This is a genomic window from Microcoleus sp. FACHB-SPT15 (assembly GCF_014849525.1).
GTDB lineage: Bacteria > Cyanobacteriota > Cyanobacteriia > Cyanobacteriales > Coleofasciculaceae > Symplocastrum > Symplocastrum torsivum.
Genome location: NZ_JACJNU010000006.1, coordinates 257,531 through 282,881, shown reverse-complemented (window position 1 = coordinate 282,881; position 25,351 = coordinate 257,531). Strand labels below are relative to the sequence as shown.

Annotated in this window: 22 protein-coding genes; 11 read left to right on the top strand and 11 right to left on the bottom strand. The window is 46.0% G+C overall.

Going from position 1 to position 25,351, the window contains the following annotated elements; all coding sequences use genetic code 11:
- Nucleotides 1-44: 44 nt before the first annotated feature.
- On the bottom strand, nucleotides 45-485 hold the full coding sequence (locus H6F98_RS02570; RefSeq protein WP_192217092.1) for a hypothetical protein: 441 nt from the start codon (nucleotides 483-485) through the stop codon (nucleotides 45-47).
- Between the two features lie 31 nt (nucleotides 486-516).
- Nucleotides 517-4,056 carry a transcription-repair coupling factor gene (gene mfd / locus H6F98_RS02565; RefSeq protein ID WP_192217091.1) on the bottom strand — a complete coding sequence of 1,180 codons (3,540 nt, stop codon included), beginning with the start codon at nucleotides 4,054-4,056 and terminating at the stop codon, nucleotides 517-519.
- 183 nt (nucleotides 4,057-4,239) lie between these two features.
- On the opposite strand from mfd, the gene H6F98_RS02560 reads away from it, so the two are divergent.
- Nucleotides 4,240-5,574, top strand: coding sequence for a hemolysin family protein (locus tag H6F98_RS02560; protein WP_192217090.1), 1,335 nt, complete (start codon nucleotides 4,240-4,242; stop codon nucleotides 5,572-5,574).
- 128 nt (nucleotides 5,575-5,702) lie between these two features.
- Here the strand turns inward: H6F98_RS02560 and H6F98_RS02555 are convergent, their stop codons facing one another.
- Complete coding sequence (locus tag H6F98_RS02555; RefSeq protein ID WP_192217089.1) at nucleotides 5,703-6,824, bottom strand: hybrid sensor histidine kinase/response regulator; 1,122 nt, start codon at nucleotides 6,822-6,824, stop codon at nucleotides 5,703-5,705.
- 810 nt (nucleotides 6,825-7,634) lie between these two features.
- Between H6F98_RS02555 and H6F98_RS33890 the strand changes: the two genes are divergently transcribed.
- A complete protein-coding gene (locus H6F98_RS33890) occupies nucleotides 7,635-8,069 on the top strand; it encodes a pentapeptide repeat-containing protein (RefSeq protein WP_192217088.1) in 435 nt (144 codons plus the stop codon).
- Nucleotides 8,070-8,251: 182 nt separating this feature from the next.
- Here the strand turns inward: H6F98_RS33890 and H6F98_RS02545 are convergent, their stop codons facing one another.
- Complete coding sequence (locus tag H6F98_RS02545; RefSeq protein ID WP_396810315.1) at nucleotides 8,252-9,403, bottom strand: iron-containing alcohol dehydrogenase family protein; 1,152 nt, start codon at nucleotides 9,401-9,403, stop codon at nucleotides 8,252-8,254.
- 196 nt (nucleotides 9,404-9,599) lie between these two features.
- On the opposite strand from H6F98_RS02545, the gene aroC reads away from it, so the two are divergent.
- The 6 genes from aroC (at nucleotide 9,600) to trmB (ending at nucleotide 15,987) form a co-directional block, all read left to right on the top strand.
- Complete coding sequence (gene aroC / locus H6F98_RS02540) at nucleotides 9,600-10,694, top strand: chorismate synthase (protein WP_192217086.1); 1,095 nt, start codon at nucleotides 9,600-9,602, stop codon at nucleotides 10,692-10,694.
- Between the two features lie 9 nt (nucleotides 10,695-10,703).
- A complete protein-coding gene (locus H6F98_RS02535; RefSeq protein ID WP_192217085.1) occupies nucleotides 10,704-11,552 on the top strand; it encodes an MBL fold metallo-hydrolase in 849 nt (282 codons plus the stop codon).
- Between the two features lie 73 nt (nucleotides 11,553-11,625).
- Nucleotides 11,626-12,930 carry a GH39 family glycosyl hydrolase gene (locus H6F98_RS02530; protein WP_192217084.1) on the top strand — a complete coding sequence of 435 codons (1,305 nt, stop codon included), beginning with the start codon at nucleotides 11,626-11,628 and terminating at the stop codon, nucleotides 12,928-12,930.
- Nucleotides 12,931-13,188: 258 nt separating this feature from the next.
- The gene (locus H6F98_RS02525; protein ID WP_192217083.1) at nucleotides 13,189-13,872 is read left to right on the top strand and encodes a Uma2 family endonuclease; all 684 of its coding nucleotides are present in this window, start codon (nucleotides 13,189-13,191) and stop codon (nucleotides 13,870-13,872) included.
- Nucleotides 13,873-14,204: 332 nt separating this feature from the next.
- Nucleotides 14,205-15,254, top strand: coding sequence for a DUF3466 family protein (locus tag H6F98_RS02520; RefSeq protein ID WP_192217082.1), 1,050 nt, complete (start codon nucleotides 14,205-14,207; stop codon nucleotides 15,252-15,254).
- A gap of 97 nt (nucleotides 15,255-15,351) precedes the next feature.
- Nucleotides 15,352-15,987 (top strand): tRNA (guanosine(46)-N7)-methyltransferase TrmB, encoded by a 636-nt coding sequence (gene trmB, locus H6F98_RS02515; protein ID WP_192217081.1) that lies wholly within the window; start codon nucleotides 15,352-15,354, stop codon nucleotides 15,985-15,987.
- Here the strand turns inward: trmB and H6F98_RS02510 are convergent.
- Nucleotides 15,935-16,840 (bottom strand): hypothetical protein, encoded by a 906-nt coding sequence (locus H6F98_RS02510; RefSeq protein ID WP_192217080.1) that lies wholly within the window; start codon nucleotides 16,838-16,840, stop codon nucleotides 15,935-15,937. The genes trmB and H6F98_RS02510 overlap by 53 nt on opposite strands.
- Before the next feature lie 394 nt (nucleotides 16,841-17,234).
- Between H6F98_RS02510 and H6F98_RS02505 the strand changes: the two genes are divergently transcribed.
- Nucleotides 17,235-17,795 (top strand): N-acetyltransferase, encoded by a 561-nt coding sequence (locus H6F98_RS02505; protein ID WP_192217115.1) that lies wholly within the window; start codon nucleotides 17,235-17,237, stop codon nucleotides 17,793-17,795.
- A 181-nt stretch (nucleotides 17,796-17,976) separates the two neighbouring features.
- The gene (locus H6F98_RS02500) at nucleotides 17,977-18,567 is read left to right on the top strand and encodes a DUF4126 domain-containing protein (protein ID WP_192217079.1); all 591 of its coding nucleotides are present in this window, start codon (nucleotides 17,977-17,979) and stop codon (nucleotides 18,565-18,567) included.
- A gap of 201 nt (nucleotides 18,568-18,768) precedes the next feature.
- On the opposite strand, the gene H6F98_RS02495 is transcribed toward H6F98_RS02500, so the two are convergent.
- The 6 genes from H6F98_RS02495 to H6F98_RS02470 all read right to left on the bottom strand — a co-directional run bounded on the left by H6F98_RS02495 (nucleotide 18,769) and on the right by H6F98_RS02470 (nucleotide 22,942).
- Nucleotides 18,769-19,377 carry a PIN domain-containing protein gene (locus H6F98_RS02495; RefSeq protein WP_192217078.1) on the bottom strand — a complete coding sequence of 203 codons (609 nt, stop codon included), beginning with the start codon at nucleotides 19,375-19,377 and terminating at the stop codon, nucleotides 18,769-18,771.
- Nucleotides 19,374-19,844 carry a hypothetical protein gene (locus H6F98_RS02490; protein ID WP_192217077.1) on the bottom strand — a complete coding sequence of 157 codons (471 nt, stop codon included), beginning with the start codon at nucleotides 19,842-19,844 and terminating at the stop codon, nucleotides 19,374-19,376. Before H6F98_RS02490 ends, H6F98_RS02495 begins: the two co-directional genes overlap by 4 nt.
- A gap of 165 nt (nucleotides 19,845-20,009) precedes the next feature.
- Nucleotides 20,010-20,825 (bottom strand): energy-coupling factor ABC transporter ATP-binding protein, encoded by an 816-nt coding sequence (locus H6F98_RS02485; RefSeq protein WP_242058280.1) that lies wholly within the window; start codon nucleotides 20,823-20,825, stop codon nucleotides 20,010-20,012.
- Nucleotides 20,826-20,971: 146 nt separating this feature from the next.
- On the bottom strand, nucleotides 20,972-21,751 hold the full coding sequence (cbiQ, locus tag H6F98_RS02480; protein WP_192217076.1) for a cobalt ECF transporter T component CbiQ: 780 nt from the start codon (nucleotides 21,749-21,751) through the stop codon (nucleotides 20,972-20,974).
- 13 nt (nucleotides 21,752-21,764) lie between these two features.
- Nucleotides 21,765-22,154 (bottom strand): PDGLE domain-containing protein, encoded by a 390-nt coding sequence (locus tag H6F98_RS02475; RefSeq protein WP_192217075.1) that lies wholly within the window; start codon nucleotides 22,152-22,154, stop codon nucleotides 21,765-21,767.
- Nucleotides 22,155-22,189: 35 nt separating this feature from the next.
- The gene (locus H6F98_RS02470) at nucleotides 22,190-22,942 is read right to left on the bottom strand and encodes an energy-coupling factor ABC transporter permease (protein ID WP_192217074.1); all 753 of its coding nucleotides are present in this window, start codon (nucleotides 22,940-22,942) and stop codon (nucleotides 22,190-22,192) included.
- 639 nt (nucleotides 22,943-23,581) lie between these two features.
- On the opposite strand from H6F98_RS02470, the gene H6F98_RS02465 reads away from it, so the two are divergent.
- Complete coding sequence (locus H6F98_RS02465) at nucleotides 23,582-25,261, top strand: iron uptake porin (protein ID WP_199348241.1); 1,680 nt, start codon at nucleotides 23,582-23,584, stop codon at nucleotides 25,259-25,261.
- Nucleotides 25,262-25,351: the final 90 nt, after the last annotated feature.

Here is a 25,351-nt window from a genome sequence, read left to right as displayed (position 1 = left end):
AAGTTGATTAAACGCTCTGCTTATGGTTTTAGACATTTTGAAAATTACCGAATTAGATGCTTGCTTAATTGGCATCTTAATTGTTGATTTAGCATACTAAGTACTGAAGAGCCATCATTTTTTGCTTCTACAAGAGTAATTACTGGAGCCTTAACAAAAAGTTGTTCCGGAGAAAGACTAATTATAAAATCGCAAATCCCATTTAATCCTTTGTCAAAATCCACATTGAAATCTGTACCTGAAAATAAACTAATTTGATGTTTTAATCGTCTCTTCATCTCCAGTAATATCGGGACAATAATCATTTCAGAACGGGCTTTTTCTGTACCAATAGCTACAGCTAAGGGAATATTCTCTTTGAGGTTAAAAGCTAGATTTTCACTACACTCAACCTCTTTAACATCTGCAAACAAGTCAACTGTTTCGCTAAGAGTTAAGCCAAAGGTCTTTATCAGTTCACTGAGTTTAAAGTCACTGTAAGCCATTGCTATTGAGTTATGCCCGTTAATTGAAAATTTAGACTAAGGCGACTTCCGGTAATGCGCCTTGCATCTTCCCTAAAAAGTTGATTAAGTTTTCTAACTGCTGCTCTGCCTTCAGAACACCTAAACCCCGAACAGTTACTTTACCGGGAGTGTAGACAAAACGCGATCGCATATGATCTGGTAAATTCTCCTTCAGCAAGTTCCAAGCAGGTTCCTCCATTGGTGTCTCCAGAACAACGTGCTGCTTGTCCTCCGGTTTGATTCGGCTAAACCCTAACGACTTCGCAATCTGTTTGAGTTCCACCACACGCAACAATTGCTGTGCGGCTGGGGGAATTTGACCATAGCGATCGCTCCAATCTGCTGCTAGCTGAGCCAATTCCTCCTTCGAGTTCGCAGAAGCCACAGCCCGGTAAGCACTCATTTTCTGGTCTAAATCCGGGATATACTCAGCCGGGATAAAGGCAGTGAGATTGAGGTCAATCTGCGTGTCGTCCACTTTCGGAATTTCCTGCCCTTGAATCTCCCGAATTGCCTCTTGCAGCATTTCCATATAGAGGTCAAAACCAATTGCCTCCATCTGTCCAGACTGTTCCGCACCTAAGAGATTACCAACGCCACGGATTTCCATATCTCGTGTTGCCAGTTGATAACCGGAACCGAGTTGAGTAAATTCCTGAATCGCTCGTAAGCGCTTCCGTGCCGGTTCGGAAAGTACCCGTTGCTTCGGGTAAAAGAGCCATGCATGGGCTTGAATTCCCGCACGTCCAACCCGTCCACGTAACTGGTACAACTGGGATAACCCGAACTTCTGAGCATCTTCGATCAAGATGGTGTTGACTCTTGGAATATCCAACCCAGACTCAATAATGGTGGTACAGACTAAGACCTCCGCATCCCCATTACCAAAGGTGAGCATAGTTGCTTCGAGTTCCCCTTCGTCCATCTGACCATGTGCGATCGCAAGTCTTGCCCCTGGTATCATTTCCCGTATTTGGGTGGCAACTTCTTCGATGCCCTCAACTCTCGGTACTACATAGAATACTTGCCCGCCTCGATCCAGTTCATTCCGAATCGCTGTGCGTACTGCTTCGGGATCGTAAGGCGCAAGATGGGTTTTAATCGGGCGACGTGAGGGGGGTGGAGTGGTAATCAAACTCATTTCTCGCACCCCGGATAACGACATATAGAGGGTACGCGGAATCGGTGTTGCTGTCAGAGTGAGGACATCAACCTGAGTTTTGAGCGTCTTGATTTTCTCCTTCTGGTTAACCCCAAAGCGCTGTTCTTCATCCACCACCAACATCCCCAAATCCCGGAATGTCACCCCTTTACCTAAAAGCTGATGCGTACCGACGACAACATCTAATTCCCCAGTTGTGAGGCGTTGTTGGATATTGCGTCGTTCCTCAGCACTGCGGAAGCGGTTGAGCAAACCGACATTGATCGGATAGGGGGCAAAGCGTTCTTTAAGGGTATGGTAATGCTGTTGAGTCAGGATTGTCGTCGGGGCGAGGACAGCAACTTGCTTACCAGCCGTGACAGCTTTGAAAATGGCGCGAATTGCCACTTCTGTTTTACCAAAACCGACATCCCCACAAACTAAGCGATCCATCGGGCGATCGCTCATCATATCCCGCTTCACATCCTGCACTGCCTTTAACTGGTCAGGTGTCGGCTGATAGGGGAAGGAATCTTCTAACTCTTCTTGCCAAGGTGAATCCTCTGGGTAGGCAAAACCCTGCCGTTGCGATCGCGTTGCATACAGTTGCAGCAAATCAACGGCAAGTTTCCTAATCCCTTTACGAACCCGACTTTTTGTCCTCTCCCAGGCTTTGCCAGACATCTTATTCAGTTCTGGCGGTCGCTCTCCGGTAGCGCGAAACCGGGATAATACTCCTAGTTGGTCAGCCGATACCCGCAGTAAGCCATCAGCATACTGAAGTACCAAATACTCGCGGGTTTCGTTGTTAATCGTCAGGCTTTCTAGCTTGAGAAACTTACCGACACCATGGTTTTTGTGAACGACATAATCCCCTTGTCGTAGCTTGTTGGGGTCTACCTGTTTTGAGGCAGCACGACGTCGCTTGCGGACATAACTGGGCGTTGTGAGGGTATGCTGCCCAAAGAATTCGCGGTCAGTAACAACTACAAGGCGGTAGGTGGGCAGAATGAAGCCTTCGAGTTCTGCCAATCCTGAATACTTGAGCGCGACTGGCGTGTGCTGGATTTGTAGCTTATCAATCGCTGGATAGTCGCGAGGGTTGGGGACGAATTGGGCAGGACAGTCGTGTTCCTGGAGTAGGGAGACAGAACGACTGGGTTGAGCGGAAATCAGCCAAACAGAGAAGTTACGATCGCGTTCTCCCCGTAGTACCTCCGCAAGCTTGGCAAATTGGTGAGGTGTCGTGGGTACAGGTCGGCTGGCAAGATTAACAGTTTTTGTAGAACCCTTGTCGGTTAACTCTTCCACCAGTTCTGAGAGATAAACCAAGGGGAATCGGGAAGCGTCTTGCTCAGTTCCTTGTCCTAAGGCTGCCAGAGAGTCGTCAAAAGAGCGGTGAAGAGGGGGAAGAGGGAAAGCCAGAGATTCCAGTTGTTCTTGCGCGTGTTCACAAGCGCGATCGCTATGCGCTCGACACTGCTCTAATTCATCTATGGCAATCAAGGTATTCTTTGGCAGATAGTCGAGAAGAGACGCTGGCTGATCAAAGGCAATCCCTAAGAACCGGCGAGTGCCTTCTGGTGGTGTCCCTGCTTCTAGATAGTCTTGGTCTTCTGGCGAAAGTCGTGATTTGACTTGTTCTCGCTGCGATTCGCTTAATGAGGCGACAATAATTGGACTAAAATCCGTAGGAGTCAGTACCAACTGCTCAATTTTATCTAACGAGCGTTGGGTTGCTGGGTCAAACTCTCGCAGTTTGTCAAGCTCATCCCCAAACCATTCCAACCGCACTGGCAACTCGGCGGCTACCGGGAAAACATCGACAATATCACCACGCCGACTCCACTGCCCTTCTGTTTCTACCAAGGGAACCCGTTCATAACCCAGTCGTGCTAACTTCTCATCAACACTCTTTGAGTCCCAACTCATCCCCTGCTTGAGGGTGAGGCAGTAGGGCTTGAAGGTATCAACCGGAGGCAAGTGCGGTTGCAGCGAGGCTTGAGTAGCGATGATTGCTAGTTGTCCGTTGTTCTCCCCCCTTTTTAAAGGAGGATCGACTGACTCCTCACCTTTGACTAAATCGGCTAAGACTTGCATTTGTCCCCAAGTCATTTCCGATTCTGGGTCAAATGGCTCATAAGGTGAGGCTTCGGAGGTTGGGTAAAAGTGGACAGTATCCCAACCCATTGCTTCGAGTTGGGCAGCCCAACGACTTGCTTCCTCTAGGGTGCTGGCAACCACGAACAAGTTACGAGAACTCGCCTTTGCTAGGGCGGACGCTACCAATCCTTTTGGAAGACGGGAAACACCATTTAGCTGTAGAGATGAGGAGCGATTCAGTACAGCGAGCAGTTCACCAGTCAGGGGCGATCGCTCTAGTGCCCGAATGATTGAAGAAAATGGCATGGGTTCACAGAATACTTGGCTCGTGATAATAAACGCTAATCATAGCGGTCTATCTCCCTCATTTTATGAAGCCTCACGAAAACTCGCAGTCTTGCCAGGGGCAGGTGATGTTTTAGAGCAGGAAAGGATACTAGATACTAGAACGTTAAGGGCACCTCTTTCTCACCACCGACCATTAAATAAATGTCCTCCATACCTCTCGAAATTTTCTTCCTTCTTTTGCTAATCATCCTCAATGGGGTCTTTTCTATGTCGGAGATGGCAGTGGTATCGGCACGGAAGGTACGTCTGCAACAGCTATCCAATCAGGGAAATGTTAAGGCTCGCAACGCTTTAAAGCTGGCGGAGTCCCCAAATCAGTTTTTCTCGACTGTTCAGATTGGGATTACACTCATTGGCACTCTAGCCGGTGCTTTTGGTGGGGCAACTCTGGCGGAGAAGCTGGCAACTCAGTTGAAACTGATTCCAATAGCATTTTTTGCCGCCAACTCTAATGCGATCGCGTTGTTTATTGTGGTTTTGATCATCACCTACCTTTCACTTGTAATCGGTGAACTGGTACCCAAGCGGTTAGCGTTAAACAATCCTGAACAAATTGCCGTGGGTGTGGCATCTCCGATGCGCTTTTTGGCGAAAATTGCTGCACCTGCGGTGCATCTGTTGAGCTACTCGACCGATTTGGTTCTGCGGCTGTTGGGGATTGGACCCTCTAGAGAGCCAGAGGTTACTGAGGAAGAAATTAAAATTTTAATCGAGCAAGGCACCGAAGCGGGAACATTTGAGGAAGCGGAACAAGAAATGCTCAATCGAGTGTTTCGCTTGGGAGATAGGCGAGTTAGTGCGATGATGACACCACGACCGGATATCGTCTGGCTTGACTTGGATGACCCGGCACAAATAAATCGGCAAGTGATTATTGATAACAGTCATTCTCAGTTTCCGGTATGCCAGGGTGAGCTTGATAATGTGCTGGGCGTCATACATGTCAATGATTTGCTATCTCGCTGTCTGAACAATCAGCCGCTTGACTTGACATCAACTTTGCGCCGTCCTTTGTATGTGCCGGAAGGCACACCTGGATTGAAGATTCTAGAGCTGTTTAAGCAATCTGGCACTCACATTGCAATGGTTGTTGATGAATATGGTGTGCTTCAGGGGTTGGTCACCCTCAACGATATTCTTGAAGAAATTGTGGGAGATCTTCCTTCAGTTGATCAAATTGATGAGCCGCAAGCCGTACAGCGTGATGATGGTTCTTGGTTAGTGGATGGGATGTTGCCAGTAGAAGAGTTTTTTGAACTTTTTGAAATCGAGGAGTTACCCAGAGAGCAACGAGGTAACTATCACACGATGGGAGGCTTTGTCGTTACGCACTTGGGACGCATCCCAATTGCCACTGATCATTTTGAGTGGCGGGGAATGCGTTTTGAAGTCATGGATATGGATGGTAATAGAGTCGATAAGTTGCTGATTATGCCTATACCCAGTAAACGACATAAGTCAGTCAACGAAAACTAGTTCCTTTTCTTGTTAACGGGACTTAAACAAATTTCAAGCCCAAACAATAGTTCTTGATTTTTGTCTAAGTTCCGTCTTTAGATTGGGGAGTGTCAGCAAAGATTAGTAGCTAATGCTGAAGTTGGATATCAGCACGATGCAGATTCAGAAGCACAGTCTCTGAGTATAGGAAGAGCCACTAGTACAGTTGTTTGTTGCTCAGGAATACTTTCAATGGTCAGCGTCCCAGCATGTAATTCGCTCAGGCGTTTAGCAATCATCAGCCCTAAACCGGAACCTTGTTGTTCGTATAGTTTCCGTTCAAATTGCTGATAAGCACCAAGCCCTGCAATCTGTTCAGCACTCATACCTCGTCCATTGTCAGTAATAGACAGAATCAAGGTATCATCCTCAACTCTATTAGAGATTGTTACTGGTGTACCAGGTCTCGAAAACTTGAAAGCATTTTGCACCAGTTCTTCAACCACTTTATTGAGGCGGTTAGCAGATATCTGTACCCCTACGTCAACCAGTTTTAAGTGCAAATCAGCTTCTCGGTTGGCGAGAGAAGCTTGCTGCATGGCTTGGTCAGCAATCAGTGTTTTAACATCCTGAGTTTGCTCACTCCGCAGTAACTTTAATCGTCCTGAGTCAGTTGAGATTAATTCCAGTTCTGCATACAGCAAGAAGTTCTGGATCAGTCGGTATAAGCGTTTTCCTGAAGTCCGGATGCCCTCTAGCATCTCCAATCGCTCAGCGGGTTCGAGCGCATCATAGTCCGCAATCAGCAGTTCCGCATAACCTAAAATACCATTCAAGGGAGTCCGCAGTTCGTGAGGCAATGACAGGGTAATACTACCGCGCAACTCATCAAGTTTTTGTGCTTGTTGCCTCTCAATCGCGGCTTGTTTTTCTAGTCGAGTAGCGATCGCTTGTAGGAGGTCTTTTGCCCGAATTGGCTTAGTTAAATAATCGTCAGCGCCCAAACACATCCCCCTGCGTAGATCGGATGGGTCTACTTTGGCAGTCAGAAAAATGAATGGAATCGTATCTGTGAGCGGATTTTGACGCAACAACTCAAGTACACCAAAACCATCGAGTTCGGGCATCATTACATCGCAAATAATCAAATCGGGTAGGTAGGAGAGTGCTAAACGCGCACCAATAGCACCATTTTCAGCCCCAATCCCCTCAAACCCTTCAGCTTCCAAGAGTTCTAGAAGATTCTCTCGCACGGTTTGCTCATCTTCAATGATCAAAATTCTTGTCATCGTTCTGTCTACGTTGATCGCTTGTGCAACTATTCAGAGATTCTTGAGGAGAAAGCTTCTCTCTGAGTCAGAAACAGTAGATGGCCAAACACCTGACATCAGTCTTACTAAATCTCATTCTTGAACTACAAAAGCCAGTAAATATAGAAGTATAATTTCCACCCTGTAACTCTATTGCTCTTTTTTCAAGAGACACTCCCAGCCCTATACCGGGAATCATGTCTACGTTATGGAACGATGAAATGGTTCAAACAAGTGCTGTTAACCTCTAGTGTCTAGTCTCATCTGGGTTTAAACCTATTGGTAGTATCTACCTCAAGTTAACAAAACTATTAACAGTTTATAGACCGTATTTTTACGGATTTTCAGTATGAAGGGTTAAGATTTTACCCCAGACTGACGGAAGGGGTATAAGCCTCACTTGATTCGTCCAAAGGGTTGAGACTTCTGTTAATGCCTTATGTATAGAGGGACACGAGTTCTAACTTGAGTTAGATGAACTCTCGCTAAAGGTAGAGGAGGATATGACTGACAGTGGCTTTCCTACAAATTCTAGGAAGCTAATAGCACTGCAACAGTATAGCTGCTGGGTGCGATCGCTTTTGCTATGCACCAACTTTTCAGTAGTTAGTCGGTTGTAGGAGCCACTCTTGGCTATGTAATCAGTACAGTCATCCTCTGTACATATAAGCTAGCCAAAAGTTACCTCAAACCATCTAGAAGCTATCCCTAGGGCTACCTCCTTTAAGAAGCTATCTTTAGGGCTACCTTAGCTTGGGTCACCTCGGCAAATCGCTTCTAGTTATAGCTATGCACTTTCATTCAACAGTAAAAAACCAAAACTTAACCTCCTTTAGTCTTGAGCAAAAAATCCCGGCTGAGAAGCTGCTCACTCCTGATGCCGCTAAACTCTCTCAGCGATATGCAGCAGGAGAAAGGAATTTTAGTAGAGCCGACTTGAGTGGAATCAACTTAAGTGGAATCAACCTTCAGGGAGCTTCTTTATGTAACGCCAATTTGACTAATACGAACCTCAGTGGTGCCAACCTCAGTGGTGCCGACTTGAGTGGAGCCAATTTGAAGAAGGCGAACCTAAGCCGAGCTAACCTGAGTTGGACAAACCTCTTTACTACTAATCTCAGTGGAACAGATCTGAGTGAAGCTAACCTCAGTTGGGCAAAACTAAGTTGGACACGGTTGAATGAAGCCAATTTGAAGGGGGCTAACCTAATTTGGGCGACCTAATCGGGATAAGCTGATGTGCATTTAATACCGAATCCAGGTCAGCTACCCCCTGTTTGGGCAACCCATAAAACTATATAGAGACGTTCCGGCGGTTCGGCGTTAGCGTTAGCGTAGCGGTGCGTCAGCACTAGCGAGGCGCTAGCCTAGCCGTTCCCAAAGGGTACGTCTCTACGACTAGAACTCTATTCTTCATTCAGCGCCACTGTTAGCTCTTGGTGGCTACGACTTCTCTCCACTGGCGTTGTGGTGGAAACCATTGCTGCCATTAACTGCTCAGGCACAACTTTGAAGGGGAGTCGGTGGATATCAGAGCTAGGTGAGCAAGCAATTTCAGCCGCTTGCCGTAATTCTAGAAGCGTAATGTTCCCAAGATTTAGGTCATCTAGGCTTTGGGGTAGACCAATTTCAGCGTAAAACTTCAATAACTGTTGTCGTGCCGATGCTGCCAATTGGTTGCCCTGAAGCATCTCCTCTAAACGCAACTGCGCGAGAATACCATACGCCACTTTCTCACCGTGGAGAACATCATGAGCCGCAGGCAGATGGGTTAAGCCATTATGAACTGCGTGAGCGGCGACAGTACGACACTGTGCCCCCCCTAAGCCACCAATGACTCCAGCTAGTAGAACCGTAGCATCGACGACTTCCCGCCAAACTTCACTTCCCGGTTCCTTAAGCGCATCAGCCGATTTTTGAAACAGGATATCGCGCAAGACTCGCGCCTGTTGAACAGCAGAAATAATCAGAGTGAAGGGAGAACTGCCGCTACTAACAGAAGCTTCGTACCACTTTGCCAAGGCATCACCAATTCCAGCAATTAGGGTACGTTGGGGTGCTGTCTGAATCAGGCTGTAATCGAGTACTAGCAAGTCTGGACAACGGTCAAGACCAACATCATATAAGAAAGCGCCTTGATCGGAATAGATATTTGATAAACCTGTCCAAGCCGCACAGGTAGCCGCAGAGGTAGGAATCGTGACAACCGGAAGCTTACACTGGTGCGCTAAGAGTTTAGCGGTATCCATCGCCTTACCGCCACCAACCCCAATGATTAAATCCGCTTGATGCGAGGCGGTGGCTTTTTGGAGGGAGGCTAAGGACGCTTCACTGCAATCTGGGCTGTAGGAAGCGAAGGAGTCGTTTAATGGCTGCTGTTCTAGGACAGATTGGAGTTGAGAAGCCAGAGTCGCTAATGTGCGATCGCCTCCTACAATCAATGGACGCTTCCCCAAACGTGCGATCGCCTCTCCTGACTGTTCCAATGCTTGAAAACCCCGCAATACCTGAGCGGGTGCCACGGTTAACGCAAGCAATGAGGTAGACGATTGGTTCATTGTGCCTGTGGTGGAAACGTCAACTGGGAATTGGGGAGGCATACAAGAGCGTTAGTGTACTGTATTCATAAATTATGAGTAATCTATTATTTTACTACACTGCATCACTATCTGGTGATTCAGGAAGCGATCACCTACTTGTAAACAAGAAGGACTGTTAAGATCAGTATTCGCTAGCCTTCTTCCAATAAGCATTATGGGCAACACGTTTGGGCATCTATTTCGGGTTACTACCTTTGGCGAGTCTCACGGGGGTGGCGTTGGTGTTGTGATCGATGGGTGCCCCCCACAACTGGAAATTGACGCTCAAGAAATTCAGTTTGAACTGGATCGAAGGCGTCCAGGACAAAGCAAAATTACGACACCCCGCAAGGAAACGGATACCTGCGAAATTGTTTCCGGGATGTTTGAGGGGAAAACCTTGGGAACGCCAATCGCTATCTTGGTACGCAACAAAGATACTCGTTCCCAAGATTATGACGAGATGCAACAGACGTATCGCCCATCCCATGCCGATGCGACGTATGATGCCAAATACGGTATCCGCAACTGGCAGGGTGGAGGACGTTCCTCAGCACGAGAAACGATTGGACGAGTTGCAGCAGGTGCGATCGCAAAAAAAATCCTCTCACAAGTCGCTGGCGTTGAAGTTATTGGCTACGTCAAGCGCATTCAAGATTTAGAAGGCATCATTGACCCGAATACCGTTACCCTAGAGCAAGTAGAAAGTAATATCGTCCGCTGCCCTGACGCGGAATGTGCAGAGCGGATGATAGAACGAATTGAGCAAATTGGGCGTAGCGGTGATTCAATTGGTGGGGTGGTTGAATGCATTGCCCGAAACGTACCAAAAGGCTTAGGAGAACCAGTTTTTGACAAGCTGGAAGCCGATTTAGCAAAGGGGGTTATGTCCCTACCTGCGAGTAAAGGGTTTGAAATTGGTTCGGGTTTTTCCGGAACCCTCCTCACAGGTAGTGAGCATAACGACGAATTTTACACCGACGAAACAGGTGAAATCCGCACCGTAACCAACCGCTCCGGCGGGATTCAGGGTGGCATAACCAATGGGGAGAATATTATTCTTCGGGTAGCATTTAAACCCACTGCTACCATACGAAAAGAACAGCGTACTGTAACCAGCACAGGCGTTGAGACAATACTAGCCGCCAAAGGACGACATGACCCTTGCGTCTTACCGAGAGCAGTGCCTATGGTAGAAGCAATGGTCGCTTTAGTATTATGCGATCACCTACTGCGTCATCAGGGTCAGTGCCGTACTTTAAAGTCTTAAAGCAAGAAAATGGAAACAAGTCCTTCCTCTGAGTTTGTTGTCCAATTCTGGGGAGTCCGAGGCAGTGTCCCCTCTCCTGGAAAAGAGACAGTTCGATACGGCGGCAATACATCCTGTGTTGAGATGCGAGTCGCTGGAAAACGCTTGATTTTTGATGGCGGCACCGGATTGCGGATGCTAGGTAAAAGTTTACAACCTCAGCAGCCACTTGAAGCCTACTGGTTTTTTACTCACTACCACTGGGATCATATTCAAGGCGTGCCATTTTTCACCCCAGCATTTGTTGAAGGAAATACCTTCCATATTCATGGGGCAGCACCCGAAGGTGCAGCGATGGAGCAACATTTTTGCGATCGCGTTTTGCACATGAATTCACCTGTACCCGTCAAATCGATACAGGCAGACTTGAAGTTCTACGATCTAGTCTGCGGCGATACGATGACGCTGGGTGATATCACCATTGAAACTAGCCCTCTAAACCATCCCAATGGGGCGATGGGCTATCGCGTGACGTGGCAGGGACATTCTGCCGTCTACTGCACAGATACAGAACATTTTCCTGACCGTGTAGATGAAAATGTGCTACAACTCGCTCGTGATTCTGATGTAATTATCTACGATGCGATGTACACCGATGAAGAATACCACAGCGCCAAATCTCCAAAAGTTGGTTGGGGACACTCGACTTGGCAAGAAGGTGTGAAGGCGGCAAAGGAATCGGGTACAAAGCGCTTAGCGATTTTCCATCACGAACCCAATCACTCAGATGACTTTCTCGATCAAATCGAGGTAGAAGTGCAGGATGCCTTTGAAGGGGCATTTTTAGCGCGTGAAGGAATGATTGTATCAGTGATTTAAAGCATGTTGTTTGTTATTTGTTGTTTATCGTTATCTAGAGCAACTGATAACCAACAACCCGCTAGCGTCTACTATGAGACATCTTCAGACGAGATTCTGGAAACTGTTTGGCTTAGCGCTTACTTCAAGCCTGATAGTCGTTTTCATCTACACTCAACCCTCCTTTCTAAAGGATATCGGGATGCGGCTGAGTGGCACCCAAGCCGCCGCTGTAAGCACAAAACCCATCCCGCAAACCTATTTTGGGATGCACATTGCCGAACCCTTTAGGATTCCCTGGCCCACAGTTCCAATTGGCAGTTGGAGACTGTGGGATACAAGCAGCGCCGCAGGATTACCCTTTTGGCCGCATTTGGAACGGGAAAAAGGTCAATGGGACTTCAGAACCCTGGATGACTGTGTAAAGTTAGCCAGTGAAAAAGGAGTCGATTTAATCTACACGATGGCGCTGACACCGAAATGGGCGGCAGCAAGAAATGACTCCTCCCCGTATGGTGATGGCCCCACCGCAGCGGAACCAAAAAACCTAGATGACTGGCGTAACTTTGTGCGTACTGTTGCCACCCGTTACAAAGGCAAGATTCAGTATTACGAAATTTGGAACGAACCCAATCTGAAGCATTTTTTCAGTGGTTCTATTGACCAATTGGTGACTTTAGCCCGTGAAGCTTACACCATTATCAAAGAAGTTGATCCAGCCGCGAAAGTTGTCTCTCCATCGCTGTACTCAGATTATGGAGCATTGCCTTGGCTTGATGAATATTTGGCTAAAGGGGGAGGCAATTATGCTGACATTATTGGCGCTCATTTCTACATCGCAAATGATAAACCTCCTGAAGAAAGTTTGCCCCTGATTCGCAAAGTTCAACAAGTGATTGCCAAACACAAACTGGAGCAAAAGCCGTTCTGGAATACTGAGACAGGATATGGCAATAAACAGGACAATGCCTTCTATTCGGATGAACAAAGTATGGCTTATGTTGCCCGAATGTATTTATTGAATTGGGCATCAGGAATAGAGCGTTTTTATTGGTATGCCTGGGATAATCGTAACGTTGTAACGATGCTGATGGTTAAGGAAGATAACCAAACTCTGACAGGAGCCGCAAAAGCTTATAGTGAAATTCAAAAGTGGCTCGTAGGCTCACAAATGAAAAAGTGTCAGCCAGATTTTCGCAACACTTGGACGTGCGAATTAGTTCAAGAAAGTGGTAAGCCAGCCTGGGTTGTCTGGAACTCCCAGCGTGATGACTTGAGCTTCAAAGTCCCTGAAAACTACGAGGTTCAGCAAGTCCAAAATTTGTATGGGGAGAAAACAGAGCTTGGGCGCGATCGCATTTTGAAAATTGGCTCACTTCCAGTATTACTAAGTCAGTAAGCGAATCGCCGTATGCCAGATGATGATAAATCGGACGCACCTTTAAATCCTAATTACCGAAAACCTAGAAATTTGTGCCTCATCAACATGAGAACCGCAATATAATTACTGATTACACGATACAATGCACTCGCCCAAGTGCTAACCCGAAGGGCTAATCACACACACCAGATTTAACTGAAATAAAAGAAGCGATCGCTCAGACAAAGTAGAGGGTTTTAAGATTGAAGGTACAAAGATTTATGAGGAGTGTGAGCGATGGTACAATCTGACCCTAAGTTGCGCTTACCAACTAGCGAGGAATTGCCTTGCTCAGATGATACGCCAGTGGATAACGAGAATCAAAATTTTATTCCCAACTTACTTTTATTTTTGCTCAAGTTTATTTGGGGCAATCGCTCTGATTGGTTTTTCGCTGTGGATATGGGGATTTATCACACCACAGGAGTGAGTCCGTTGGTGCCTATTGTCCCTGACGGATTTTTGAGTTTAGGGGTTGAGCGGCACAGAAGCGAGAGGTTACGGAAAAGCTATGTAGTTTGGGAAGAAAACGAGGTTGTTCCTATTTTTGCTCTAGAGATTGTATCGCTGACTCCAGGGGGAGAATATGATAAAAAAATGGAGGTTTATGCAAAACTTGGCGTTTTATATTATGTAGTTTATAACCCCGAATATTGGCAACGGGATAGACATCAGCCTTTTGAGGTTTATCGCCTAGTTGAGGGAAGGTATCAACTCCAAATTGGCGAACCGTATTGGATGAGTGAAATCAATTTAGGCATTGGACGTGCGCCTTACCGGGATGGAGAGGTCGAGATTGAATCGTTGTATTGGTACGACAAACAAGGAACTCGATATTTGACGGCAGAGGAAAGATCTCAACAAGCGCAACAGCAACTTGAACGCTATCGTCAGTTGTTTGGGGAATTACCAGACTGTTAAGATTAGGCGATCGTTTGTGCTAAATTGCATTGATGTTAAAGGAGCGATCGCCTTTTGAAAATTGGCTCACTTCCAGTATTACTAAGTCAGTAAGCGAATCGCCTAGTCCAACAAATTACCTATAACCCTCTTTTGTTATTTCCGGACAAGAATCATTGCCACAAACTTACTGCGAAGCACAGAAACCTATATCCAAGAATGCTTCGCCCAGGCTTCAAGCCCTAAAGTAACAAAAGAGGGAATAAATTTTTGTAACTATCTGCATAAATCTTCTGCCTAAGTCTGAGAATTTCCTAAAAGCTCAAGCACCTACTTTCTTAGGAAGAGACTTTATGAAAACCCGTTGGCTCAGACATTTCTTGCTCGGTTTAGTGGGAGCGTTAGTAATTGCGTGCGGACTCTCAATATTCACAGCTACCACTGCCGCGACACGGTTCTATTATTCGATCACTGACTTAGGCACTCTTGGCGGTAGCGAAAGCTATGCACTGAGCATCAATGATGTAGGGCAAATCGTCGGCAGCTCACAAACGAGTAATGGGGATACGCAAGCTTTCTTGTGGGAGGGTGGTGCGATGACTGATATCGGTACGGCTGCTGGCTACAACAACAGCATTGCTATCGACATCAATAACGCGGGGCAAGTTCTCGGTGGTACAACAAGTCAGGTTCCACTCTTTGTTTCCTCTCTATTCTTGTGGAGCAATGACACGATAACAACACTTCCAGACCCTGAGATTTGTTACGCCTCTGGTATCAACGATGCGGAACAAATCGTTGGCTTATGTATTGTCATAGGGACTAACTATGCCGCTGCTGCCTTCTTGCCAGGTGGTTCAATAATCCTCGACCTTCCTAGTTCAGCTAATGACATCAACAATTCAGGACAAGTCGTTGGCGCTTTTAGTGTCGAGATTGTCGATGTCAATACGAACAATAACTACGAAGCCTTCTTGTGGCAGGATGGTACGGTAATTGAACTCGGTACTCTTGGTGGCACTAATAGTGAAGCTAATGCCATCAATGACCTGGGGCAAGTCGTTGGTGAAGCGCAAACTAGTAGTGGTGATTTCCACGCCTTCTTTTGGGATGGTGCGATGCAAGACTTAGGCACTCTTGCTAACTACACCAGCAGCGTCGCTTATGGCATCAATAACAAGGGGCGAGTTGTTGGTGCGGCGACAACTAGTAGTGGTAGTTCCCATGCTTTTGTGCGGTTAAATAATGGGATGCGAGATTTGAATAACCTGATTCCTGCTAATTCCGGATGGGAACTGATTGAGGCACGGGATATCAACAACAATGGACGAATTGTTGGTTATGGAACTGTGAATGGAGAAAACCACGCCTTTGTCCTCACGCCAACTTGGGTGACTCGATAAGCTGAGTTTTCTGTTCAAACTCCGCAAAATTCCCTCCCAAGCGTTAAAACTAGTAGGGTGTGTCACGACGCACTCTACTAGTAAGGAGGTGTAAAGGTTGCCAAGAGTCCGAGTCCGTCAACACGTCAATCCCCTCAGTAAGAAATACCAGACACCCCTGAGTCCTCCTGATTGGACTCAAGTTTATGCCAAGGTGAGTTCGCCACTGCATCTAGATATTGGCTGTGCAAGGGGGGAGTTCTTGTTGGAGATGGCAACGCTACAACCTGAGTGGAATTTTTTGGGGTTAGAAATTCGTGAACCTTTAGTAGAACAGGCAAATGCTGCCGCCTCAGAGTTGAGCTTGAGTAATCTCCACTACCTGTTTTGTAATGCGAATAACTCTCTAGTGCCAGTGCTTGAGTCTTTTCCGAGTGGTACATTACAACGTGTTACTATCCAATTTCCTGACCCCTGGTTCAAAAAGCGCCAAGCGAAACGACGGGTAGTGCAGCCAGAATTAGTCGAGGCTCTAGCCAAATACCTAGCGTCTGGGGGAATGGTTTTTCTTCAGTCAGATATTAAAGCGGTAGCGGTGGAAATGTGCGATCGCTTTGAATCTCACCCGGCGTTCATCAAACAAGGGACTGAGCCTTGGTTGGCAACTAACCCCCTGCAAGTTCCTACTGAACGAGAAGTCTCTACACTGTCTCGTGGTGAACCTGTTTATCGTGCGTTGTTTCATCGAGCTTAGATATGCACTCTAGTTGAGACGCATCGATCAGATCGTTTTGCCGTTTATAGTCCTTATCCGCAAATTCTATTTGTAATACCAAACGCTCTTTACTACCAGGAGGAGTCGCTTTGTAGAAGCAATTGCTATCTTCCACAAATCCAAAACCCGCTTTACCGCAGAGTGGTACGATATTTTCATAGCCGTAGTATTCAGCAATTTCTTGGTGCGATCGCCCTTTTCGTAAGAATAGATGTGAAAGCTTCTTCTTGAGGTGGCTGCCTCGCACACAAACACGCGGACTACTACACAAGTCTACATCTGTTAAATAAAAGAAAAATTTCAGGACACGGGACTCATCTGAATCTGTGTAAAACACTTGAGCCGCACGGCGACGCTCATAGATAGTTGAATCTACAGGAAAACTCCACCAAAGCTGATTTCCTTGATGTACAGGCGTAGCCTCTAGATACTTAGCTGCAATCTCTAATAGGATTGGATCGCTTTCCAGCTTTTTGATGGCTGGACACAGTGAAGCCGTATTGTAATAGCTTCCAACGGCTATTGATTTTTTATAGTTCGCTTGTACTTTTAGTTTGTCAGCGTAATAGAATCCCAAATTGGGCTTTCTATTGCCATAACAAGGATTGTCAAGTGCAAATTCATAGATTTCCTGAACTATCGCTTGAGGAAGGTTAAATCCTAAAGCAAACCCATCCTTTTTTAAATAACAAATCCTTTCATCTACGTTGATGTTTTCAAAGACAGAAGAATTGGCAGTAATTGGTATTGAAATCTCAGAAAATCTTCTAGAACTTCTAGAATAAGAGCGGAAAATAAAGCGTCCCGCTTTCAACTTACAAACTTCACGCATGATAATCGATAGAGAATTTCGAGTCAATTTTTTAGCGCATCTCAACAGGTTGTCTAAAACGAACGGCAAGACTTAACGAATACATTATTTTTCTGTATTCGCTGTGAATCTATTCTTGTAATTCGTTAGATATTTCGGTAGACAGATGAATTCCAGAAAATCCGATTTTAAGAACCCTGTTGCTTAAGAAGAGATTGATGCACCAAAATGCTCTAGGCGAGATGTAAATCTCTAATGTTTTTGTGGCTGCTACTAGTTTAATTTAAAAAAAATATGTTTTTTAGAAAATCTATCAGGTTTATGTAATGATTTAGTAGTTATCCTTCTTTGTTTATAAAGCTTCAATGAATTTGGTTTGAAAAAAGTATATGACTAACGATTATTTTAAAAGATGATGCAAATCATTGATCTGTGTCCTGATAATCTAGAAGCGATTCAGCAGGCAGCGACTTTGTTAGTTGAAGGCTTCAAAGAGCATTGGTCAACTGCATGGTCAGATCTAGATAGTGCTTTGGCAGAGGTGCAAGAATCGTTTAGCACAGACCGAATTAGCCGAATTGCGGTGGATGAGGCTGGTGTTGTTCTGGGTTGGATTGGTGGTATTAAGCAGTACGACGGTAATGTTTGGGAACTTCATCCATTAGTTGTGCGTGCTGAGTGTCGAGGGCGGGGAATTGGGAAAGCGCTTGTGGCAGACTTGGAAGAGCGAGTGAGAGAACGGGGTGGTTTCACAATCTGGCTGGGTACGGATGATGAGGACAATATGACAAGCCTTTCAGGTGTCAACCTCTACCCCAACGTTTTTGAACATATTGCAAGGATAAAGAACCTGCGTAGTCATCCCTACGAGTTTTACCAGAAGTGCGGATTTGTCATTGTCGGTGTGATTCCGGATGCTAACGGGTTGGGAAAGCCGGACATTTACATGGCGAAGTCAGTCAGGGGGAATCAGTAGAGGGTTATTGCTTACTCTGAGGTGAGACTGTAGGGAAGAAGGGAGGCAGGGGAAGTTAAGGAGAAATTCCTTTCTTATGTGTTCTTAGGAGTAGTGGTGATGAGGCTACGCAATTTGACGGAATTGAATTGAGGAATTTTTTCATAAGCTGGAGATATAGGTTCTAAGCTGAAAGATTAGTATGGATACGTTGTTGAGCATTTGTATTGGGATTGGGTTGAGTGCGGCTTGTGGTTTCCGGATTTTTGTGCCGCCGTTGGTGATGAGTATGGCGTCTCTGTTTGGACATCTGACACTCTCACCGAGTTTTGAGTGGATGGGAAGTTATTCAGCGCTGGTGGTGTTTGCGGTGGCAACTGGTATTGAAATTGCGGCTTATTACATTCCTTGGGTTGATAACTTGCTGGATACAATTGCCACACCAATGGCGATCGCAGCAGGTACGTTTGTGACGGCTTCTGTAATTCCTGAGGGCGATCCGATGTTGCAGTGGACTGTGGCATTGATTGCAGGTGGTGGTGCGGCGGGTACAATTCAAGCTTTCACAGGGATTGGACGCTTGGCTTCAACCATGATGACGGGAGGATTGGGAAATCCTTTAATATCGACGATTGAATCAGGTGGTTCGATTATCCTATCGGGATTGGCGATCGCAGTTCCTGTATTTACTGTCTGTTTAGTGGCAGTGTTGTTGGTGTTCACACTCAGCAAACTAGGCAGAAGTCTAGCGGTTAAAAGAGAACGTCAAGAAGCCGATATGAAGTCGGTTTAATGGGTTGTACAGCCTCTAAACTTTCATCTCTACCTAACTCAAGCTATGGTGAGGATGAAATTTAGAGGAGCCAAAACCAATGAAAGGTAGGTAAGCAGGTTTTACTTACGGGTGGAACGCAGGACAACTGGTGGCTTGTTGTGCATCTAAAGCTGGGGTTGTAGCGTTGACCAAAGCGATCGCTGACGAAACCTCTGCCTGCTAGGAGGATAACTGCGACTGAAGAAACCTATAACCGCAATCAAACCGAAAAATCATCCTACAGTTGAATTGGTTGAGTTCGTCAACAATATCAGGATTGGCAAAGCCTTTGTCTCGATTTAAAAAACACGCCTGCTGTGGCGGATAACGTTGCAGGTGATCAATAACCGATGCATAAACAAAGGCATCTTGTGGTGTTAAATCATAGGTGTCTTCACAAGAAGCTGCCTTAATCAGAATGTCGGCGGTGAGTGCAACAATGTCTCCAATATTGAGGAGTCGATCTCGAAACTGAATAAAGCGCTTTTGTTCCTCCTCATTGCTGTCTACCAATAAGCTTTCAATATCTTGTTTGATACTCTCGATACGACTTGCATAAGAAGCTGTACGTTTAAGTTGTCCTAACTCAGCATTTAACGACTGTTGTAGTTGCTTGCGACTCCTTGCTTGACGAATCAATTTCTCGTGAGGCTCAGCAAGACTATAGGCTGGAATAACCAGGTTCGCCTGCCCTGCTTCACAAAGTTGCAGAATTTCTTCACAACTTGCATACTGCTCTTGCTTGAAGGTTAGCTCTAAAACAAAATTTGTCTCTACATAAATATTCACACAGCCGCCTCATGCTCAAACTTCCCTCCGGCTATGGCAGCATACAGCCCTGACTCAATCAACCAATGCTGAGAACTATCCACATTTTCAGGCAATTTCTCAGCGTGAATAATCTCTCCAAGCCAAGATGCAACAATTAGTTCAAGGCTTTGTCCACTGATTTGCTCAGCCGTTACCCCTGCCCTTTCAAAGTAAGGCTCAAGAATAGGACGTGCATCAATCATGTAAGTAGGTTCACTCTGCTCAAGACAAGCCTCAGCATCAGTCCATAGGTAAAAGTTATCTGGAAAGACCATCAGAACATACGGAGCCTTTGGGAAAGTACCGTGTGCGAGAATATTGCGTCGGAGTTGGGCTGCCCACTCTGATGATGCGTTAGTTTTGCGCTTGACTTCAACCACAAGAGCCAGTTGACCATCGCGGTTGTCAACTGACAAGTCCCAGCGAGAATCGCGTCTAACAGCCATAAAAGGCTCACTTCAAAAAACCAACTACTTGATCATTTTGACGCCAAACGCTGGCTTTTCGTAAACTGCTTGGTATTGCTCGAAAACCTTGCGCTAACTTAGCGGTGAACACCAATAGATAAGTTTTCGGTGATGTCCCAGCCGAAGACTGTGAGGGTTCTCGACTCACACCGATTGCTTAGTCAGTACTGGACGAACAGGGGAGTGTTCCAAGAGACAGTAGGGACGGCTGTAGCTTAAGGGCGATTCTAAAGCGTGTTCGACTAAGAATTCTGGATTGCTCATCACTTGCTCTGTCTTACCATCAAACACGATTTGTCCTTGACTGAGGACAATAGTGCGATCGCACAACTCCAATGCTAAATCTAAATCATGGGTTGCAATGAGTTGTGTCAGTTGTAAGCTTTTCAGTAACTCGATTAACTGACGACGAGAACGGGGATCTAACTGCGCGGAGGGTTCATCAAACACCAAGACTTGTGGGTTCATGGCGAGTACACCTGCGATCGCAATTCGTTTCTTTTCCCCTCCAGACAAATTCTCGGTACTTCGTTGCCCATAATGTTCTGGCTCGATGTTCACTGCTGCCATTGACTGAATCACTCGCTCACGCAATTCTTGATCGCGTAAGCCAAGATTCATTGGGCCAAAGCAAACATCCTCCCATACCGTTGGCATGAATAGCTGATTATCAGGATTCTGAAACACCAACCCTACAAAATTCCGAATCTCTCGCAAATTCTCCGGCGTAACAAGCAACTCTCCAATCGTCACCTCTCCCTCTTGGGGCAGCAAAATTCCATTTAGGTGTAACTGTAATGTCGATTTTCCCGAACCATTCGCCCCGATTAGCGCTACCCGTTCACTGGCTCGAATTGCAATATTTATATCCCTTAATGCTTGAGTTCCATCTGGGTAAGTGTAGCTAAGATTTTTGATTGATATGGGATTGTGGTGCATGAAGAAAATTGGAATGAACAAGAGAACTCAGGAGTTCAGGAGTTCAGAAAATTCTGAACTTTTGGACTTGCCTGAAGATAGGAGCGACTTCTCATGGAGCAGGGGTCACAATCCCAGTCTGAAAGAGATTCTGTAACTCCTGTAACTTCTGAACTCCTTCTTCAACTTTATCGGCGTAATAAGTAGATAACCTGTCCGAGTAGCGCCAAAATTACGGTCAAGGTAATAGCCACAATATCCCGTTTACCACCTGGAGGAACCTTCTCAATGGGTGGTACTCCTCGATAACCCCGTGACAGCATTGCCTGATGAACTCGCTCCCCCCGTTCATAGGTGCGAATAAACAGCGCTCCCATCATGTTGCCAATTACTAAGCGTGAAGAGCGGTTACTACCCATCAAATTACGAGATGCTGCCGCTCGACGCATCGCGTTAAACTCACCAATTAGAACACCGATGTAGCGATACATTGAAGCAAGAATTGCTACTAGTAGAGGCGGAGTGCGTAAGGCGACTAAGGCATTGAGTAGGGCTGGAACTGAAGTGGTTAGAGTAAGTACATTGAGCATCAAGAGTGAGAGCATTACCTTAATCGCTACACTCCCTAAGACCATCAACCCTTCTGTCGTTATTTTTAGTACTCCCCAAGACCAGACTACTTCGCCACCCTCCTGAAATAAGGTGCCGATTAGTATAGTGCCAACAAAAACAAACTCAACAGCGATTCGCTTGAGTAGGACGCTCCAAGTTACCCGACTCAGGAGGATAACACCTAACACACCTGTGCCATAAATTGCCCAAGTCCACCAACGCCCGTCCGGTGTCAGCGCGATCGCAAACACCAAAATTACGGTACATAGAACGCGAGTCCGGGGAGCTAAGGAGTGCCAGGGTGTATCATTTTTGCTATCAACATCTAGATTAAATGCCCCAATGTGTAGCAGCATCTGCTTGTAATTCCTATCTATCCAGGGGCTGGTCTGGATCATTGAGATACTGGGGGGCATCATCGTCTGTAGTAGATGGCGACGTACCCCGAACCACCAGCTTGCCAATGCCCCAAGCTAAGCCAAATGTTGCTAATGTACCTACTAACCCAGCTAAGGGAGTTGCAACGGCTTCCGGTACACCCCGAAGCGCATATTCCTCAAAAACAGCGTAGAAGGGCAGCTTTTGGGCAGGTGCTTCTTCGACAGCTTCATCATCAAACTTTAGATCCTGAGAAACTCGATCTAAGCCGTCTGGATCTGAACTCGCAAAGGGAGAGAGGAAAATTGCAATTAGGAGGGCAACACCTAAGCCAGCGATGACGAAGGCACGGTTGCGTTGGCGAGAGAGGTTGCTACTCATAAGTATTGAATCTCTGTCTAACAAGATGTATAGATTTAGCGGCTTGAAACTGGGCGAGAGTTTGAGGAGACTGTTTTGCGTGGCGGGTCAAAAAACAAATCGGGTCGAGCGCGCCAGACATAGCTGACAGCCACGACGGTAATGATCGCTTCGCCAATGCCGATCAGGATGTGCCAAAATGCCATTGCCCCTAAAGCCAGCCCCAGAGAGACTTTATCCGATAGCGCTAGTTGCACTGCCGTTAAAAGGGCGGCAACAAAGACACTCGTCCAAGATGCGATCGCTGTACCAATCAACATTCCCCGCCAAGTATTGCGTCCGATCGCAAATCGGATCGCTTTGTAGAGATAATAACCACCAAATGTCCCAATCAGACCCATATTGGTGATATTTGCTCCAAGTACCGTTAAGCCACCATCCTGAAAGAAGACAGACTGCACAATAAAAACGGCAACCATCACCAACGATCCAGCCCACGGCCCTAGTAAAACTCCCGCTAGCGTTCCACCCAGTAAATGACCAGAGGTACCTCCTGGAATCGGGAAATTGATCATTTGAGCAGCGAAGATAAACGCCCCACAAACCCCCATCAGTGGTACTGCTCGTTCCTGATAGTCCGCTTGCACTTGCTTTAGAGAGACTGCAATCAGGGCGATCGCAAGTATCCAGGTAACGAGGCTAACCGGTAGACTCAAAAACCCATCGGGAATATGCAACGCTAACTGTGGCTGTATAAGCCAATGCAGCAAGTTGTGCGTGGAAATACTAGGCAGCAAGACTGTAACCATTACTACAAACTCTATTTTTTTGTCAGTTGCTTCAATAAGTGCAACCCTCTAATAAAACCTGCCTTGTATAAAAAAAGCAATCCCATGGGGGGGCATTGAAGAACCTCTTTTAGGATTAGGTAAAAGTTAGAGCTTGCAATCTGCTAGTAAAGCATTTAGAAGGATTCATAAACTCTATCTAGAGAAATAAATTATACAAAACTTGAGTCTTCTATCTAGTACAATCTGTGAGGTTCTTACTTGTCCTACACGAAAAAAGTTATAGAGCTACTGAGATTTCTGTTAAAGATGATGGACAAATGACTTTAGTAAACGTTAAAGGTTAAAAACTTCTTTTACCCTTGTTAAGGGTATTGAAAAATAAACTTAATGATTAGTACTACAGAAGGGACTAATTGGTTTCCTAAACCTATCGGTCAGTTTTAAATTAGTATTGCGTGTTTTTGTTTGGCTAAAGTTTGCTTCTCTTCGGTCTGCACCAATGAACTTAAGGAAATTGGTGTTACCTGTTCTAGGTTTACTTCTCTAAAGAATTGCCCCATAAAAAATCTCGTCTTCCACTAGATATTGGAATTTGCTTGGCATCTTAGCTATCCAGGGATTAACAATGTGGGAGGAGTGTGTTGGTGTGAGGCTAAAATGTATCAAATTTTGCAGAATCGTCTACGGGTTAGTCCAGTTGTAGCGATCGCCTTTTTTCTTTTCGTTCTGTCGGGTGATGCGAGTGCAATAGAGCAGTCAGTCACTATGGGATTTGAGGAAAACCCAACGGATGTCGTATCTTCAGACAACTCAGTTGAACAAACATTAACCCAATCACAAGCAGTTGAGGCGACAGACTCAACATCAAGTGTCTTAGAGCAAATCAATCAATACAACAATCGGGAAGCAGATGATTTTGGGCAGGTAACCAACGTTTCCCAACTGGCTGATGTTCAACCGGGAGACTGGGCATATGAAGCATTGCGATCGCTTGTGGAACGATATGGTGCGATCGCAGGTTATCCAGATGGAACCTTCCGAGGCAACCGCAGCATGACTCGCTATGAGTTTGCCGCAGGCTTACAACGCGCCCTTGATCAAATCCAGACACTCATCGCGAGAAATGAAAATCTTGTCACTCAAGAAGACTTAGCGATTGTACAACGCTTAAGGCAAGGCTTTATCCTTGAACTCACTTTACTACGCGCTGATGTTGATGCGCTTACTGCCCGTACTAGGGAACTGGAACTCACGCAATTTTCCAGCACAACCAAACTGGATGGAGAAGTCATCTTTGGGCTTGCCAGCATTGTAGATGGAGAGGATGCAGACGGTAATGATATTGATACTGTCACCACCTTTGGTCATCGAACTCGTTTAAACTTAAAAACCAGTTTTACAGGTAGAGATTTACTCAGCACACGACTTCAGGCAGAAGGCTTGGGTTCTCTGGAAAGCCGCACTCTTACCCCTGAAGGTGAACTGGCTTTTACAGGAGAAACCGATAGTGATGTCCAAGTGGATGAACTGCTATATAGTTTCCCCATTGGTAATCGCACGGAAGTTGTCATTGCGGCAAATGCTGCTGGGGCGGAAGATTTTGCTAATACAGTTAATCCTTACCTGGATGGTGATGGCGCAAGCGGCGCACTCTCACGCTTTGGGACTCGCCCTTCTATCTACTACCTCGTGAATGGTGCTGGTGTTGGTGTTCGCCACGCTTTTAGTGACAATGTAGAACTGAGTCTAGGTTACTTAGCTGGTGATGCGGGTAATCCGGAAGCAGGTGCTGGTTTGTTTAATGGTTCCTATGGGGCATTAGCGCAGTTAGTGGTTCAGCCGAGAGAACGATTGAGTCTTGGCTTAACCTATGTTCACGCCTATAACAACTACTTAGGAACTGGTAGCAACAATGCCAATTTGTTAGGACTATCGGCACTCAGCAATTCCTACGGTGTGGAAGCATCCTTTGAAATTAGCCCTCAGTTCGTTTTGGGCGGTTGGGCAGGATATACCCAAGCGCGTGTCATCGATCAGGGAGATGCTAGTATCTGGAACTGGGCAGTAACCGCCGCATTTCCGGATTTGGGTAAGACTGGTAACCTGGCAGGTATTATCATTGGCATGGAGCCAAGGGTGACACAGAGTGACAATCAACTGGTGAATCTGGGTATTGATGACCCAAGTACGTCACTTCATCTAGAAGCGTTCTACCAATACAAGTTGACGGATAATATCACGATTACGCCGGGGGTGATTTGGCTGACAGCACCCGACCACAATAGTGTTAATGATGATGTTGTGATTGGAACGGTGCGGACAACCTTTAGTTTCTAGACTAGCGTTTGCGATCGCAATTCAAATATCAGCCGCTTCCTAACAAAAAGCAACTACCACTATGCTTTGGCTTAATTTCAGATAAGCTAT